The sequence below is a fragment of the Exiguobacterium sp. E17S genome, assembly GCF_057772545.1.
In genome coordinates, this window is the sequence record NZ_JBYLRU010000001.1 from 1,640,013 (window position 1) to 1,657,610 (window position 17,598).

At 48.3% G+C, this 17,598-nt stretch carries 13 protein-coding genes and 1 riboswitch; of the genes, 7 read left to right on the forward strand and 6 right to left on the reverse strand.

Annotated features, from left to right (window positions below):
• Nucleotides 1–78 precede the first annotated feature (78 nt).
• The 4 genes from AC3B4V_RS08460 to AC3B4V_RS08475 all read left to right on the forward strand — a co-directional run bounded on the left by AC3B4V_RS08460 (nucleotide 79) and on the right by AC3B4V_RS08475 (nucleotide 4,030).
• A complete protein-coding gene (locus AC3B4V_RS08460; RefSeq protein WP_488378125.1) occupies nucleotides 79–1,266 on the forward strand; it encodes an aminotransferase class I/II-fold pyridoxal phosphate-dependent enzyme in 1,188 nt (395 codons plus the stop codon).
• 62 nt (nucleotides 1,267–1,328) lie between these two features.
• A riboswitch (SAM riboswitch) is annotated at nucleotides 1,329–1,434 on the forward strand.
• An 84-nt stretch (nucleotides 1,435–1,518) separates the two neighbouring features.
• The gene (locus AC3B4V_RS08465) at nucleotides 1,519–2,532 is read left to right on the forward strand and encodes a methionine ABC transporter ATP-binding protein (RefSeq protein ID WP_058712982.1); all 1,014 of its coding nucleotides are present in this window, start codon (nucleotides 1,519–1,521) and stop codon (nucleotides 2,530–2,532) included.
• Nucleotides 2,522–3,187 (forward strand): methionine ABC transporter permease, encoded by a 666-nt coding sequence (locus tag AC3B4V_RS08470; protein WP_023469366.1) that lies wholly within the window; start codon nucleotides 2,522–2,524, stop codon nucleotides 3,185–3,187. The genes AC3B4V_RS08465 and AC3B4V_RS08470 overlap by 11 nt, the downstream gene beginning before the upstream one ends.
• A 27-nt stretch (nucleotides 3,188–3,214) precedes the next feature.
• Nucleotides 3,215–4,030, forward strand: a complete 816-nt coding sequence (locus tag AC3B4V_RS08475) for a MetQ/NlpA family ABC transporter substrate-binding protein (RefSeq protein WP_064299347.1) — start codon at nucleotides 3,215–3,217, stop codon at nucleotides 4,028–4,030.
• Between the two features lie 59 nt (nucleotides 4,031–4,089).
• Here AC3B4V_RS08475 and AC3B4V_RS08480 read toward each other — a convergent pair whose 3' ends face one another.
• A complete protein-coding gene (locus tag AC3B4V_RS08480; protein WP_488378126.1) occupies nucleotides 4,090–4,587 on the reverse strand; it encodes a GNAT family N-acetyltransferase in 498 nt (165 codons plus the stop codon).
• Nucleotides 4,588–4,680: 93 nt separating this feature from the next.
• Nucleotides 4,681–5,559, reverse strand: coding sequence for a CAP domain-containing protein (locus AC3B4V_RS08485; RefSeq protein WP_488378127.1), 879 nt, complete (start codon nucleotides 5,557–5,559; stop codon nucleotides 4,681–4,683).
• A 348-nt stretch (nucleotides 5,560–5,907) separates the two neighbouring features.
• Here AC3B4V_RS08485 and AC3B4V_RS08490 point away from each other — a divergent pair, with 348 nt between their 5' ends.
• Entirely contained in the window at nucleotides 5,908–6,264 is a 357-nt protein-coding gene (locus AC3B4V_RS08490) for a hypothetical protein (RefSeq protein ID WP_050678127.1), read from the forward strand.
• A 15-nt stretch (nucleotides 6,265–6,279) separates the two neighbouring features.
• Here AC3B4V_RS08490 and AC3B4V_RS08495 read toward each other — a convergent pair whose 3' ends face one another.
• Nucleotides 6,280–9,027, reverse strand: coding sequence for an FN3 associated domain-containing protein (locus AC3B4V_RS08495; protein WP_488378128.1), 2,748 nt, complete (start codon nucleotides 9,025–9,027; stop codon nucleotides 6,280–6,282).
• A gap of 129 nt (nucleotides 9,028–9,156) precedes the next feature.
• Nucleotides 9,157–9,336: a DUF2188 domain-containing protein gene (locus tag AC3B4V_RS08500; protein WP_050678129.1), complete on the reverse strand. Its 180-nt coding sequence runs from the start codon at nucleotides 9,334–9,336 to the stop codon at nucleotides 9,157–9,159.
• A 600-nt stretch (nucleotides 9,337–9,936) separates the two neighbouring features.
• Here AC3B4V_RS08500 and AC3B4V_RS08505 point away from each other — a divergent pair.
• Nucleotides 9,937–11,967 (forward strand): thioredoxin domain-containing protein, encoded by a 2,031-nt coding sequence (locus AC3B4V_RS08505; RefSeq protein ID WP_488378129.1) that lies wholly within the window; start codon nucleotides 9,937–9,939, stop codon nucleotides 11,965–11,967.
• 201 nt (nucleotides 11,968–12,168) lie between these two features.
• Entirely contained in the window at nucleotides 12,169–15,753 is a 3,585-nt protein-coding gene (locus AC3B4V_RS08510) for an SH3 domain-containing protein (RefSeq protein WP_488378130.1), read from the forward strand.
• A gap of 225 nt (nucleotides 15,754–15,978) precedes the next feature.
• Here the strand turns inward: AC3B4V_RS08510 and AC3B4V_RS08515 are convergent, their stop codons facing one another.
• Together AC3B4V_RS08515 and kdpC are read right to left on the reverse strand one after the other, a co-directional pair.
• Complete coding sequence (locus tag AC3B4V_RS08515) at nucleotides 15,979–17,067, reverse strand: universal stress protein (RefSeq protein WP_058704512.1); 1,089 nt, start codon at nucleotides 17,065–17,067, stop codon at nucleotides 15,979–15,981.
• A complete protein-coding gene (gene kdpC, locus AC3B4V_RS08520; protein ID WP_023469375.1) occupies nucleotides 17,064–17,585 on the reverse strand; it encodes a K(+)-transporting ATPase subunit C in 522 nt (173 codons plus the stop codon). The genes AC3B4V_RS08515 and kdpC overlap by 4 nt, the downstream gene beginning before the upstream one ends.
• Nucleotides 17,586–17,598: the final 13 nt, after the last annotated feature.

The following is a 17,598-nucleotide window of genomic DNA, read 5'->3' on the forward strand; positions in this document are numbered from 1 at the left end:
GAATTTCGAAAAAGTTCTTTTCTTTTGACTGAATATTCGTTATCCTTGACGACAATACCACGAAGGAGGCATTCATCCATGAAACATTTCGCTCCATCCATCGCCATTGATCGGCTTCCTGCTCCTGTCTTCGCTGAACTCGCGAACCGAATCGGTGCTGTGAAAGCTGCCGGACACGATGTCATCACACTTGGTCAAGGAACACCCGACCAGACGACGCCTGTACATATTCTCGATGCCTTAAAACAAGCCATCGACGAGCCAACGAACCTTCAATATCCACCGTTTCGTGGACATGATTTTCTAAAGCAAGCCGTCGCGCGCTTTTATGCGACCGAATTCGGTGTCACGATCAATCCGGCAACGGAAGTCGCAATTCTGCTCGGTAGTAAAGCCGGCATCGTCGCCTTACCGCAGACGATCGTCAACCCTGGAGAAGGTGTCATCGTTCCGGATCCAGGATACCCGGATTACCTGTCTGGCGCAGCACTTGCTGGCGCATTCCCGATTACGCTTCCGTTACTTGAGAAAAATAACTTCTTACCGGATTACGACTTACTTGATACGACGGACGTCGAGCGTGCCCGGATGTTGTTCCTTAACTACCCGAGTAATCCGACGGGTGCGACCGCGACGGCAGAAGCCTTCGAACAGACAGTCGCTTTCGCCGATGCCCATGATATCTGTGTCGTCCATGACTTAGCATACGGCGGCATCAGTTTCGATGGTCCGACGCGAAGCTTCCTGCAGACGGAAGGGGCAAAAGACGTCGGGATCGAGCTATTCTCACTCTCAAAACGCTTCAACATGTCTGGCTTCCGGATTGCCTTCGCGATCGGAAATCCGTCCGTCATCTCAAGCATCGAAACATACCAAGAACATCTCTACGTCAGTGCCTTCACACCGATTCAGCATGCGGCGACCGTTGCCCTCACGAGTGACCAAACGTGCGTCCGCGAGTTAAGTAGCTTGTATGAAACACGACGCGATGCGTTGTTCGCAAAACTCGATGCGATCGGCTGGAGTGGACCACGCCCGGGCGGTTCCTTCTTCGTCTGGCTTCCAGTTCCAGAAGGTTACACGTCCCAAAGCTTCACCGATCACCTGCTTGACGAAGCACACGTCGCCGTGACCCCGGGATCATTCTTCGGCGAATACGGTGAAGGCTACGTCCGGATTAGCTTGATTGCTGACGTCGAACGTCTAGAAGAAGCCGTCGATCGAATCGGAACGCTCAACCTGTTCCGGACACCTGTTGCGGAATAATTCTGAAAAAACATTTGACAGATGGGAATCATTTCCGTTAAAGTAAATCCCAACAGCATAACTACTTATCGAGAGCGACCGAGGGATTAGGCCCAACGACGTCCGGCAACCACCTGTAAGGAACGGTGCCACATCCTACAGAATGATTTTCATTCTGAGAGATAAGTTACGAAATCTTACACTTTCGTCGCTTTTTTCTGGTTGCTCCGCTACTAGGAAAAAGCGACTTTTTTTGTATGAGGAGATGAGCGGATGATTGAATTCAAACACATTACAAAACGGTTCGTTCGAGATCGGACCCCGATTTTTGCATTACGGGATGTCGATTTGACGATCCAAAAAGGAGAAATCTTCGGGATCATCGGTGAGTCCGGTGCCGGTAAGAGTACGTTACTTCGCCTAATCAACGGACTCGAGCATCCGACACAGGGAACCGTCAAGGTCGACGGTGTCTCGCTTGGCGGAATGTCAAAAGCAGATTTGCGTCAACTTCGCTTACGGACAGGAATGATTTTTCAGCATTTCCAATTGATCCAGTCGCGCAACGTCGCGGATAACATCGCTTTTGCACTCAAGGCTGCTGGCGTCAAACGAGCAGATTTCCCGGAGCGAATTCGCGAACTCGTCTCGCTCGTCGGACTCGAAGGATTTGAGACGAACTTCCCGAGTCAATTAAGCGGTGGGCAGAAACAGCGCGTTGGGATTGCCCGGGCACTCGCAAACAATCCGACCGTCTTGTTATGTGACGAAGCGACATCAGCTCTTGACCCCGTTACGACACTACAGATCCTTGAACTGCTGAAGGATTTGAATGAACGACTCGGATTGACGATCGTCCTCATCACGCATGAAATCGATGTCGTCAAACAGATTTGTCATCGTGTCGCCGTCATGTCGCAAGGGGAAGTCGTTGAAGTCGCCTCTACCTATGACTTGTTCAGCCAAGCCAAACATCCGGTGACGCAACATTACGTCGACACGGCGTTACAAATCGAGCTACCGGAACGCATCTTACAAGCGACACCGGGAAAAATCATCCGCTTGCAGTTCACAGGCGAGAAGACCGGCGAGAGTACGTTATCAGAAGCAATCCGCCGTTACGATATCTCAGTCAGCATCTTGCACGGCAAGGTCGACTACATTCAAGACGTCGCCTTCGGTGTCCTGATTGTCAGCTTGACGGGATCATCCGACCAAATCGCTCCTGCCCTTGACTGGCTCGCGACGGAACTTCACGCACTCGAGGTGATTCAGGATGTGGCTTGATCGTATTCAAACGATGTTACCTGAGCTCTTGAAGGCACTCGGCGAGACAGCATGGATGGTTGGCATTTCGCTTGCCTTCGCATTGGTCGTCGGGATTCCGCTCGGTATTCTCTTGTTCGTCACCGACCGCGGATTGTTTTTTCAAAACCTTGCCGTCCGACGTGTTCTTGATTTCGTCGTCAATATCGTCCGGTCGCTACCGTTCATCATCTTGCTAGTTGCCCTCATTCCGTTAACAAAGTTCTTGCTCGACAATACGATTGGTCCGACGGCAGCATCCGTCAGTCTCAGTGTCGCAGCGATTCCGTTTCTCGCGCGACTCGTTGAGACGTCACTCCGCGAAATTCCGCCTGGTCTAATCGAAGCAGCGGAAGCCTGTGGGGCGAAACCATTACGGATCATCGTCAGCGTCCTCTTACCGGAAGCACTCCCTGGCATCATTCAGGGCATCACATTAACGACAATCAGCTTGATCGGCTTCTCAGCGATGGCTGGGATCGTCGGTGGCGGTGGTGTCGGTGACCTCGCGATCCGTTTCGGTTACTATCGCTACGATAATCTCATCATGATCGTGACGATCGTCGTGCTCATCGTCATCGTTCAAAGTATTCAAGCACTTGGCAATCAACTGGCGCGAAAAACAGATAAACGCTAATCATACATACAAAGGGAGAGTGGAATCATGAAAAAACGATATGCCTTTTTAGCAACAGCCTTACTTGGTGCAGGAGTCCTCGCAGGATGTGGAGACAGCAGTGCTGATGAAAAAGACAAGACGATCAAGATTGGTGCGACGAGTGGTCCGTATAGCGACATGGTCAAACAAGCAATCCAACCACAACTCGAAAAGAAAGGCTATAAAGTCGAAATCGTCGAGTTCAGCGATTACATCCAACCGAACATCGCCCTCGGTAGCGGGAACATCGACGCCAACTTGTTCCAACACTCGATCTATCTCAAGACGTTTTCTAAAGAAAAGAACCTCGATTTAAAAGGACTCATCACGGTTCCAACAGCACCGATGGGACTATACAGCAAGACAGCGAAGACACTCGACGACGTCAAGACCGGTGCTGAAGTCGCGACGCCGAATGATCCGACGAACCAAGCACGAGCACTGAACCTCTTGGCAGAACAAGGCTGGATTGAACTCAAGCCGGACGCTGATCCACTGACCGTTTCCGAGAAAGATATCGTCAAGAATCCGAAGAAACTCGTCATCAAACCACTCGAAGCGGCTCAACTGCCACGTGCTGTCGAAAGTGTCGATATCTCCGCCGTTCCAGGGAACTTCGCGCTTGCTGCGAAATTCGACTTACTTGATGCGTTAGCGCTTGAGACGATGGACGAACAATACCGTAACCTCGTCGCTGTCCAAACGAAAGATGCGGACAAGCAAGTCGCAAAAGACTTAAAAGCAGCCGTCGAATCGGACGCTTTCAATACAGTCATCGAAAAATCATTCAAAGGCTTCAGTAAACCTGAATGGGCAAACTGATGTAAAAAACGACCGGAATTCAACGAGATCACCTCTCTTTGAATTCCGGTCGTTTTGTGTTAGAACCGATACCACATCAGTTCTTCATCATGATAGGTATCATCGATTTTCAGCGCCCGCGGTTCAATCGCGTATGATTCAAAACCAAGTGAGCGATATAACGCTTTAGCAGCTTCATTCGTCTGAACGACCGAGAGATGGACTTGCTCGATCACAGGATGCTGCTTTAATGTACGTAATGCCTCTTCTACGAGTTGCCGTCCGACCTGTTGTTTTCGGGCGCGTGGTGTGACGTACATCGCGAATAAATTCGCTCGATGTCGCATCTTGACCGGATCGGAGCAGACAATCGTGACGACACCGACGAGCTCTCCTTCATGAAACGCACCGAACGTCGCTGCTTGTTCACTTTGAAAACGCATAGCGTACTGGTCGACCGGTCGATCTTTTTCTGCATCATAATCAGAACCGAATGCTTCCGGATGATTCTGCAACGCCTCTAATCGTAACGCCTTATACAGTACTGCATCTTCTGCCGTCAATTGACGGATTTCCAAGTACATCACCTCCTATACCTTTAGTTTAGTATAGAACAAACCGACTCATGAAAAAGAGGACGACATCGAGTGATATCGTCCTCTATTCTTCTATTAAGGTGTTCGAAAATTAATCGTGAAGTACGGTGAATCATCTCGGAATGCTACACCGACATCTGCCTGTTTGAAGCTTTTTTGAAGAATATTATCACGGTGTCCTTTCGAGTTCATCAAGCCCCAATGCGCCGCAAAGACGTTCGGATACCCCATCGAGAGATTCTCACCGGCTCCCATGAACTTGATACCGCCTTGTTCCATTCGATCGAACGGGTCACGCCCTTGTGGATCCGTATGCGAGAAGAAATTATTCTTCGCCATGTTTTCGCTGTGACCACGTGTGACCGGCTTCAGTGCTGTGTACGGTGCTAACGGATTCAACTTATAGTCGGCCCGTTCCCAGTTCATCAACCGAAGCATCAGTTTCTCATCTGTCGTTCGTAACGCATTCGACGCCGTACCATAGAAGCCTTTTTTCTTCGCTTCGACGTCTTTTGGAATCGCAAGCGTCGCTTTGACCTTATTGCCGTCATGCTGGTCGAAGAAATATGTCACGTAATTGCCTTTCTTCTCGTAGACGGCGGCATGATCCAGATTCAACATGTAGTTCGTGTTGCCTTTACGGTAGGACTTCACTGCGGTCCAACCTTTTTTCTTCAGCGACGATTCCGTATCTTTATTAAGAACGGCGCCTTGCGTCGTCACCCCGTTCTTGAAACGATACTTCCCATAGTCTTTCCCATCCTTCGTCAAGGCGACGAATTCCTCCGTTGCTGTCCGTCTGACTTCCCAGTCGTATCCCGGGTACTCACTGCTATATCGATCAATCAGCTTGCCGCCGCTTTTCGGGTAATCGGCTTCTGCTTGTTCCATTGGAATGTTTTCGTAGCCGAAAAAGGCTACTGCTGCTACTCCGATGATTAGCCATTTTTTCATGCCCTCGTTTCGCCTCCTTCTATTTCATTACCTTTATTTTAAAAGAAAATCATTCCTTCGAACAGTCATCGGCTCTCATTTGTCTAAATCACATCTTTCGTCCACAAATCCGACATATTTCGTGAGAACGCTCCCATTTCAAAAAAGCTTTTGTTTAAACGATTCTTGAAAGAATTTAATATACATTCTAAACTATCTTCCCCTATTGTTGAAATGTGCGAACATTCTTTTATTTCATTCTCAACGAATTTTGATTGCTCTCCGATTATCGACTCGGTATCATTAGAATTCGTAAGCCAAACTTTCAATGCTTTTCCAAATAACAAGATGATATGAAGGAGTTGACCTATGGTTTTACTGTATTTTATTTATGAATCCATTGCTTTTTTACCGATTCAACAATACTTATTTTCCGGCTGGATGATTCTTGTCGCGTTGACCGTATCGTTTAGTTTAGCGAATGCACACGAAGATGTCCGCCTGAATCAACGGCTCGGTTTCGAGTTGCTCGTACCCGGATCAGGTATGCTACTATCCAAGAAATTCATTCCTGGTCTTGCTATCATCCTTTTTTTAATCTTGATCCACTTCACGTATATGTTCCGCGTCATTCCTCTACCGATTGCTTTAATTTCGACGCTCTCTATCAGCACCCTCTCACTTCTTTCGCTTTTAATTCCAGCACGCAAAAAAGCGGACCGCTAAGTCCGCTTTTTAATTTTATTGATATTTTGTTGTTTCAGTTAGTTTATATTTGTTCGACAGTTCGAGCCAAATCGTTTTGCCTTTTTTCGTTTTCACTTGGATGGTTGGATTGTCTTGTGATACACGAAGGGCGAGAAGGTCCCCTTGCTGATCGGCATGTGTTTCTCCGACCTTCTCCCATTTCGAACTTACTTGACGTTCAATGAAGATATGTTTTCCTTTTTGAACAGCACGCCAGTTTCCAACTTCTGCTTTTCCTTTGACCGGTACGGCCGTCTCTGCACCTTGAATCGAGATGATCGCTGGATCATGGTCACTCGCGCTACCGTCTGCTTCCATATACTCTGAGTTGATGTTGACGATATCCGACGACGTATACGATTTCAAGTTATTCGAGATCAAGATATGGTCGAGCACTTGAGCGTTTCCGTTATACACATACGAGTACCGCTCTGATTCCGGCAGATCGTCGACTGTATTCCACAAATTATCACCTTTTAAGATATCAAGTGTTTTCGAGAACTGGAAGTCGTTCAAGTCACCGAGAACGACGACATTCGAGTCTTTGACTTCCGTCTTCAATTCAGAGACGAAGTCCTGAACGATGTTCGCAATCGCATGACGCTGGACTTCACTTTTACGCACGACCGGTTGGTTTTTACCAAAGTCAGCGCCGTCGCCACCTTTTGAGTTGAAGTGGTTGACGATGACATGGTACGAATCACCGTTGAAAAGGAATTCTGCGACGAGCGGTTTCCGTGAACTCGCGAAGTTCGGATCCGTCGGCTGAATACGACCTGGGTTTTTCGTTAACTTACCTTCTTCCACCGCAACGGCTTCTGTCGCGCCACCTTTTTCACCTGGTGCGAGCGATACACGTGCTGGATTGTAGAGGAATCCGACACGAATGTTTCCGCCTGGCTGTCCACCGTCTTTCTTATCTTCTGGTGCGATGTCCGTGTACGCATACCGGACACCTGTTTTCGCTTCGATCGCTGCAATTAATGTCTCAAACGATTTCGAAGCATCAACTGTACCGCTATCCGTCGCACCATCGTTATCCTGCATCTCTGTCAAACCAACGATGTCCGGTGTCTTGAGGAATGTCGCAATACCTTCTGAGACGCGATCGACTTTTCCAGCGTCTGCTGTTGAGGCGAAGTTCTCGACGTTGTACGAAGCGACAGTCAGGCGTGATTCACCTGTTTCGATGTTCGTCGGCTGACGATCCGCTTCACGCGCAACAAGTTTCGGAAGGTCCGCTGCTTTTGAAAGGACTTTATACGCCGAATAGTTGTAGCTCATGACCCCTTCGATCGTTCCGTCGAACGTATCACCAGCTTTTGCACGGAACGACGAGCTACCCATCTCAACGAAGAGACGTTCCGGGTTGACGTTGTCCTTCGTCAGGATTGGAGTTCCGCGTTTCGTATAGACCTTATTCGCCGTCTGCGTCCGAACTGGAATCGTCCGGTTTGCTTGCGGACCTGTGACGATTGCATTCGGTAAAGCGACACGCATGCCTTCTAAGCTTTCATACAAATCAATCGCGTCTTCTTCTGGGTCAAACTGAGAAAAAGAGTCGTTATCAACGACTTGTGTCGGAATCAAGACACCTTCATCACCGAGAACGATACTCGCTGGTAACCCTTCGTTGAGTGCACCCTTCACAAGATTGACCGTACTGATTTCCGTGACTGCTAAGTCAGTATCGAACTTATCGCTGTAGCCGCCAAGCAACCACTCTTTGACATATCCTGTCGTCGCGACTTTTTGTCCAACAGCAGCACCGTGGTTTTTTGCATAGACGAGAATCCCTTCTGATGTCCGGCTGTCGTTGTCCGGATTCGGATCCTGCATGTAGAAGTTATTCGCATCAACGACATACGTGACGACACCTGTCGTCCGGACGAGCTGGTCGGCATATGGTGATGTATGCGCAATACCTTGGATGCTGCTGATTTTCGTGATCGGTGGTGCGATGTAATACTTGAACGTTGAAACAGCTGACGTTTTACCGTCCTTGACAGCAACTGCTTGAATCGTCACTTCATCGTTGATCGTGATGGGTGACGTATACACCGGGCTGTCGACAGTCGGTGTTGATCCATCAACCGTATAATGGATCGTTCCTTCGCCTGACAACGTCACTTGATCTCCACGTTCGACTTCACCCACCGGAGAAGCTGTAGGTGCTGCGAGAACGTCGCCCGCTTCTGTCTGATGACTGCCGAGATTCGTCAGTGTATCAACCGGGAAGCTCGTCCACTGTGATGGTTCGTACGTTTTAGCGCCAGACGCGACGCTAGATTTCCGGACAAGTGTCGTATCTTTTGCGAAATCCGTCGATGAACCGAGTGGTCCGATGATATCAAGAACGACATCACCCTTTTTCAATGCGATCGGATCATTCCCGTTGAAGTTTAATGATCCCGTCGTCAATTGTGCTTTTGCTTTGATATCTGCATTCGCACTCGAGTTCGCGATGACGAACGTCTTTCCTGGATCCACTTTCCCCGATAGTGTAATTTTCGCTTCTGACGGTCCACCATTCGTATACTGAACGAGTGTATAGTCTGCTAAATCAATGATTTGCCCCGACCCATTGTATAGCTCGATTGCCTTGTTGTTGCTTGTTCCTTCTATGTATTCAGACAAGATGACGCCTTCGCCTTCTGCCCCGACAAGACCCGCTTGTGGAAGGATTCCTGCTGTTAATACTCCGGCCAATGCCCACTTTCCAAACGTACTGCCGTATTTCATGATGAGACCCCCTATTGAATTTTCTGACACTTCTTTATAATATCAGATTATATTCTCAATAGTGTATATTTTTCGTAAAAAAAGATACCATCCTTCGTAAACGAAAGTAATGGTATCGCTTACAACTTTTTATTGTTCGTCTTTATGACTTTCGTACCATTTTTCAGCTTGCGACGTCGCGATTGGAATGGCGCGTCCTTCCTCATACCCTTCTTCTAACAGAGCATTTGCAATCTCAATCGCTTTTTTTCGTAGTGGTGGATCAAAGTTCTTGAATGACTCTGGATAGTCGTTCTCATTCCATGGCATATCGTCACCCCCTTCTTTCAGCATTACCCGAAAAAAGGCACAAAAAAAACGCCTCATCAGCGTGTCGTTGTTTTTGGTTGTCATGAGAATCGAGGATTACAGGTGATCAAAACACCTGAAACGACGAAAGCCCTACCTCTCTTTCGTTGTTACGGCTCCTTGGCCGCGCCAGCTGAATCAAGCATTTTAGCAAGAATCATGATGCGTCTGCAACGGACGCATGATACTGGGATTTTTAGAAATAGCTCGGGAATGAGCGGAAAAGTATCGATTGGAAGGTTTATCTTGCTGGGTCAACTTCTCCTCGTAGTATGAAGAAGGACAAAATAAAAGCGATGACTTATGTCTGACTCATTTGTCAGTAGCGGTCTAAAAATCCTGACCTGTCGATTTAATTGTATGATATGGATTGAAGATTCTCACATGAGTGATCATCCCCGATTCATGACTTATATTAATCTATCACACTTTCTTTTATAAAGTCAATCTTTCTTTTGAAAAATCGTTTTCTCCTGTCTCAGAATTGGAGTTGCACCTGCCGTAAAAGCCGAGTATCGTGAAGAGGACTTATTACTATAGAAGAAACGAGGGAAATCCATCATGTCGAATCGACTTATCCATGAAACGAGTCCCTACCTATTGCAACACGCTCATCAGCCTGTCGATTGGTACCCGTGGGGCGAAGACGCCTTCACTGCCGCTCGCGAAAGCGACAAGCCGATCTTTTTATCGATTGGTTATTCGACGTGCCATTGGTGCCATGTGCTGTCTCACGAAAGCTTCGAGGATGAAGAAACGGCACGCCTCTTGAACGAACGCTACATCGCAATCAAGGTCGACCGGGAGGAACGTCCTGACATCGACCACTTGTACATGACGGCGGCTCAAGTCATGAACGGACAAGGCGGCTGGCCACTGAGCGTCTTCATGACAGCGGACCAGCAACCGTTTTATATCGGTACGTATTTCCCGAAGACGCCTCAGTTCAACCGCCCGAGTTTTCGTCAGGTGACGCTTCAGCTAAGCGAGCAATTCCGCCGTTCACCAGAACAAATCGCACAAGTCGGTCAGAACATGTCGCAAACGCTTCGCGACGTATTGCAGCCTACAGCGTCTACTAGTACTTGGAATGAATCCATCATTCACGAGACGTTTGATCAAGCGATGCGCCAATTTGACCGTCAACACGGTGGATTCGGCGGGGCACCGAAGTTTCCGTCGCCAGCCCTGCTTCGTTTCTTGCTTGATTATTATCAATATGCGGAAGACGAAACAGCGCTCCAGATGGTCATGCGTTCATTAATCGCGATGCGTGACGGTGGGATGACCGATCAAGTCGGCTACGGTCTGTTCCGTTACACGGTCGATGCCAAGTGGCAGATTCCTCATTTCGAGAAGATGCTGTACGACAATGCTTGGTTCGCAACCTTATGCATCGAGACGTACCAAGTGACCGGACAAATCCGCTTCCGACGCTATGCGGAAGAAGTCCTATCGTTCACAGAACACGAGATGACCGCACCGGACGGCACTTTCTACGCCGCACTGGATGCGGATAGTGAAAGAGGAGAAGGATATTATTATACCTTCACGGCAGCTGAACTGACGGACTTACTCGGACCAGATGCACTGTACCCGCGCTTCTATCATGCTTCACCGTCAGGAAATTTCGAAGGACGGAACGTCTTTTACCGGACAGGACGAACACTTGAGGCATTCGCACGTTCTGTTCACTTGTCGCCTGCTGAGACAGCGGCGCAACTCGAACGAGAGCGCCAGCTTCTCCTTCGTGCGCGAAATGAACGTCCGCGTCCGTTTCGCGATGATAAGCGATTGACATCCTGGAATGCGATGATGATCTCGACGTTCGCTAAAGCCGGTCGTGTCTTTGATGAACCGCATTATACACGTGTCGCAACACGTGCGATGATATCACTTGAACGATTCGTCCGCACGGAGAATCAACTTGCCGTTCATTATCGCGATGGACAAGCGACCGGACATGGATTCCTCGACGACTATGCTTATTTGATTGACGCACATCTTGAACTGTTTCAATCGACACGACGAGCGCTTCATCTAAAGGAAGCCTTAGTACTTGCAGATGTGCTACAAGGTCAGTTCCAGACAGTAGATGGCTATTTTTATCTGACATCTTCACGCTCCGACGAACTACTCGTTCGTCCACTTGATCTGTATGATGGGGTCACACCGGCTGGAAACAGCGTTGCCTTGCATGCGTTCTTCACGCTCAGTCGCCTCACCGGGCGTCTCGTCTATCAGGAAAGTGCCGAAAGAGCTCTCGCGGCATTAGTAGAGGAAGTCGAGCAACAACCAACGGGCTTTGCCTCACTTGTCAGTACGTTCACCTATCGGCAGATGGAACCGAAGGAATTGATCATCTTGATTCCTGAAGAGTCGGAGATTCCAATCGAAATCGATCAACTGCAACAGATGCGCTTACCGGAAGTCGCTTTATTGATTGGGACGAAGCGTGACCTTCTACCGCTTGTACCACTGCTCGCAGATTATCCTGAACCAAACGTACCTACTGCTTATCTCTGTCATGATTTTTCGTGTGAACGACCAACGACGAATCTGACGGAACTCCTCGCTCGTCTCAATATCTGACCATATTCCCTCTTGTTTAAAAAAACAGGAGGGTTTTTCAAAAAACCAGACCCCTTTTTTCAAAAAAATTCAATATTTTGTTCATAAAAATCCGATATTGTCGATAGTAAGGATAGGCAATAGATTTCACAACTTAGACTTAGACATCCTAGAAGCCGATTCCGTCCATCCGGACGAATATCTACTAGGAGGAAAGATACTTTGAACACGACATCATTCTCGAAGACCTTGAAGGTGTTCGCGAGCTTTCTCATCGTTTTCAGCATCGTTTTAACGTCTTTACCAGTAGCTGAAGCAGCGACGACGAAAGCAACGACCTACCGTCTGTCTACCGATAGTTATCTGTACGACAAGACGGCATCTTCTCGGAAACGCTTGTTGACGATCAAGACCGGAACTGTCGTTTCATCCACGTATGCTTCTGGAGCATTCAGAAGAGTGACATACGCTGGAAAAACGGGATATGTCGCGTCGAAATACCTCACGCTGTACGAAAAGAAACAAACCGTTTCTGGACAGCGCTACCTTGTCCTCAAAAAAACACCGATCAAAAAGACCGCAGTGGATACTGCAACGACGATCGGTACGTTGAACGAAGAGGATGTGTACTACACGTCACAACGTGTGACGAATCCATATGGCGAAACATGGTACCGCGTCAAATATGACGGGAAGACGGGCTATGTAGCTGCCGGCGCAAAAGCAGTTGCCTATAAAAAGGTGACGAACACGACGTCAAGAACGGTCGACGCTTATATCTTGCGCCAATACGCTGGAACAGGTTATCCAAAAGTTCAGACCATTCCATCTGGAAAAGACGTCAAAATCGTTGGTCGGATCGAGGACTGGGTCAGCGTCGAGTACGATGGGAAAAAAGGCTACATGCACCAAGATGCGTTCGCCTCTTCTGAAAAGCAAAGTGTGACCCTGATCCCACAAACACGGTATCAGACGAAAAGTGTGACACCCCTTTACAGTCAAGCGGAAGCGAAGAATAGCTTAGCCAGTCTTCCGAAAGGCACGATTGTCACATCAAGCGCTAAGACGGCAACGTATCATCAAGTCACATACGCTGGTAAAACGGGTTACGTCTTATCCGCTACATTGGCAGAGTACACAGAAAAGACGAAGCTTCCGTCTTCACGCTTCCTGTTGAAAGCATCACTTGCCATCAAGACGACACCTGCAACAAACGGAAAAACACTTGCGACACTAAGTGCTGGAAACGTCTACTACACGAAGACACGTGTGACGAATCCACTCGGTGAAACATGGTATCAAGTATCGAAGGAAGGTAAAACTGGCTTCGTATTAGCGAATCAGGCAACACCAATCGCTTATGAATCACAATCAAACCTTTCATTGAAAACGACAGCCGCGACAACAATCCGCTCGTATGCAGGTCCATCGTATGCTGCAGTGCAAACGATCCCGAGCAATACGGTCATCAAGATTTCTGGACGGATCGGCAATTGGTACCGGGTCAGTTATAACGGTAAAACGGGATATGCTGCTTCCAGCACCTTTACGACGCTTGCAACGAAGCAGAAAATTGCAGGTGCACGCTTTGAACTTGAAAAAGCGGTTTCGATCAAATCTTCACCAGATGCAAAAGCATCCACGCTTGCAACACTTCAGAGCGGTGACATCTACTACACGACACAACTCGTCACATCAAACGGTCAGCAATGGCATCGTGTGAGCAAGGATGGAAAGACAGGCTACATTCCTGTCGGTCAAGGCAAGAGTGTTCGTTATCAATCGGACCGGATCGTCATGCAAACGACGACTTCGACTCCCCTCCGTTCATATGCTGGAAACACTTACGCGACCGTCAAAACGATTCCTTCTGGTACGAGCATCACGGTCACTGGAATGATCGATGATTGGTATCGTGTGACGTACAACGGGAAAACAGGTTATATCGCTTCACGTTACGCTAAGGAAAAAGTCATGACGCAATCGATTCCATCTTCTTCTTATCGCCTTGGACGTACCGTCGAAGTAAAAACGTCGCACCAAGCGACAGCTGACACTCTCGTTCGCCTCTCTTCTGGAGACGTCTACACGACGAATCAAGTCGTCACGACTGGTCGTTCGGAGCAATGGCATCGCCTGACGGTTGACGGAAAAACCGGTTACATTCAAATCAATCAAGGCTCACCTGTCACATATGAAAGCGTCAATAACCACCGCTATCAAGCAACGACGGATACGACACTCCAGTCGGATGCCGGTTCAGCTTATGCGATGGTGACGAAGCTGCCAAAAGCAGCCATCGTTCAAGTAACAGGCAGTCTCGATCAGTGGTTAAAAATCAGCTACGCTGGTAAAAACGGTTACGTCTTAAAATCAACACTGACACCGTACACGGAAACGAAAAAGATTACAGGTGCACGTTTCTTGGCGAATCAATCACTTGTCGTCAAACAAGCACCGGACGATCAAGCAGCAACTGTAACGACACTCTCGTTCGGAAATGTCTATTACACTTCTTCTTTGATCACATCGTACACGAACACCTCGTGGCATAAAGTGACGATTGATGGCAAAACGGGTTATATCCGGACTGGTCAAAATACGTCATCGATCAAATACGAAGCAAAACAAAAATTGTACGTACGGGCTACATCAAACGTGGCTTTACGCTCTTACGTCGGTAGCTCATACAATGTCATTAAGACGATTCCTCAAAATCTCGTCGTCACCGTCTCTGGTCAAATCGGTGATTGGTATAAGATTTCCTACGATGGCAAAAGTGGATATGCATATAAGGGGGCGTTCGTGACGACTTCTTCTAAATTAAACGTCTATAACTCCGTCGCGACACCGTATACGTTCGATAGCTTCATCAGCGCACAGATGAAACTAAATCCACCACCGCAAACGGATATCTACAAAAACAAATTGATGTACGTCAGCACGGGTTACGTCCGCCTCGGTGGTGCACTCGATCCAGTCAATGGAACGATTGCGACTGTCACAGCGACGACACCGCTCAACATTCGTTCAGGCGCTTCGACTGCCAGTCACGTCTATGGTCAATTCCAGCCTGGTCGGATGATTCGCGTCTATCAATCCGTCAGTGGCTTCTATACGACGTACCCACGTGTCTATTCGAACGCAACGAATTATTCGACGATCCAATGGTTGAATGCACTCGAAACAGATGTCCGTAACGCTGCTGATCCACTCAAGGTCGACCGAAATTCTTCAGACTTCTATCAGTTCCTTGATCTATCGAAGACAACAGGTGCGACACCTGCGACACTCGATAAGATGTTAGCGAACGTGACGAAAGGTGAAGGAATCTTTAACAAGTGTAGCAATGGTAGTTGTGGTCAAGCGTTCATCGATGCTGGTCAAAAGTACAGCGTCAACGAAGCTTACTTGATCTCCCACGCTTTGCTTGAGACAGGTAACGGAAAATCGACACTCGCAATGGGTGTAACATGGAATGGACGCAAAGTCTACAACATGTACGGCATTGGTGCGTATGATTACGATGCAATCAACACTGGTGCTGCTTATGCGTATAGCCAAGGTTGGTTCACTCCGGAAGCCGCGATTGTCGGTGGTGCTGAATTCATCAGCACGAAGTACATCCACAATGCCTATGGACAAAATACGCTTTACAAAATGCGTTGGAGTCCGATGCGCCCTGGTAGCCATCAGTACGCAACAGACATGGGATGGGCGGTCAAACAGACGTCACGGATCTATTCACTCTATCAACAGATGGATAGCTATACAGCAACCTTCGATATTCCGGTCTTCGCTCGTTAAGGAGACGATGAAGCTGAGTCTTTAAATCAATGAAATGATTCCAACAAAAAAGGAAAGACCGTTCTAGTGACTTCACTGGAACGGTTTTTCCTTTTTGATTGATGTAGAACGAAAAAGGTCATCCTCCACTCCTACAGGATGAGGAAAGGGAGAATGACCGACTCGTTCGTCTTGTGAAACGACAAACTTCGAAGAGAACCCCTGCATTTACGCGGAAGGGCTCCCCTAGCGTTCCATGTCATCGGCAACGATTTGAATATCGATCCCGCGGACATGACGCATGATTTCATTGATGATCGATCCACGCCGGACTTCCTGCCAACGGGTCCGTGCAGATTGACCGAGGACGATTTGGGTGATGCGATGATGCTTGGCAGCCGCCGTGATCGCTTGGGCGATCGAGCGCTCGCCTTGAATTCGGATCAGCACCTCTGCTCCGAACAAGGAACCACTCTCGCGTACCATCGCAAGCACTTCTTTTTGTTTCGCATTCAATTGATTCTCTGCCGTCGGTAAAATCGTCAGCACATAAAGATCCGCTTTCAGACGACTCGCCATGCGAAAGCCGCGATAGATCAACTTCCGTGCGTTGTCGTTGAGCTGGATACAGACGAGAATTCGTTCTTGTAGCGACGCCGGATCCTTTTCAATCAACAAGCGTGATTGATAGACTTGATCGTCGACTTCGTCCGCGACCTGACGTAGCGATAACTCACGTAAGCTCGCAAGATTCTGAAGCGAAAAGAACGAATTCAAGCTCTGTTCAATCTTTTCCTTCTTATAAATCTTTCCTTGCTCGAGTCGTTCCCGTAACGTCTGTGGCGTGACGTCGACGAGTAGAATCTCATCGGCTTCCCCGAGAAACGGATCCGGGATGCGTTCCCGAACCTCAACGCCCGTCACTTCTTTGACCTTAAAGAGCAAGCTTTCGAAATGCTGAATGTTGACGGCCGAATAGACATTAATTCCTGCTTCAAGAAGTGCTGCGACATCTTGATAGCGTTTCTTTCGTACCGATCCTGGCGCATTCGTATGCGCCAGTTCATCGATCAGTACGATATCCGGGCGACGGGCAATGATCGCGTCCACGTTCACCTCAGGGAATATCTTGTCCTTATAGACGACTTCAAGTAGTGGGACTTGTTCGAGTTGCCCGACCATCTCCGCCGTCTCTTTTCGACCATGCGTCTCAATCAGACCGATGACGACATCCTTACCTTCAAGCGTCAATGTTCGTGCATCGGCAAGCATCTTATACGTCTTTCCGACACCAGGAGCTGAGCCGATATACAGCTTCAGCTTTCCTCGTGTCATGACTTACTCCGATCAAGGGCTAAGTTCAAACGCAGGACGTTGACGTAATCATGTGTTCCTGCTTCCTTCGTGATCAACTTCCGTACTTCTTCACGCGACAGGTCGCGCGCGGTTGCGATACGCTTCGCCTGAACCAAAGCATAATCGACTGAGATGTGCGGATCGAAGCCAGAACCGGATGTCACGAGGGCATCGTCCGGAAGCGAAGCGCCGTCCACTTGGTTCTGTTTCTGTAATTCCGCCATCTTCGTGCCAAGCTCCGGGTTCGACGCTGCTAGGTTATCCCCAGCAGACGCTCCCGCTAATTGATCGACCGCTGATGGACGTCCGTGAAAATACTGTTTCGACGTGAACGGCTGGGCAATCAATTCCGATCCGATGAATTTTCCGTTTTCTTGTACTAAAGAACCTTCAGCTTTATCCGGTACGAGTAGTTGACCGAACAGGGTCAATAAAGCGGGAAAGACGATCCCGCATAACGCCGTGACGAAGACCGTCACACGAATGGCTTGTTTCATGATTCGTTTTCTC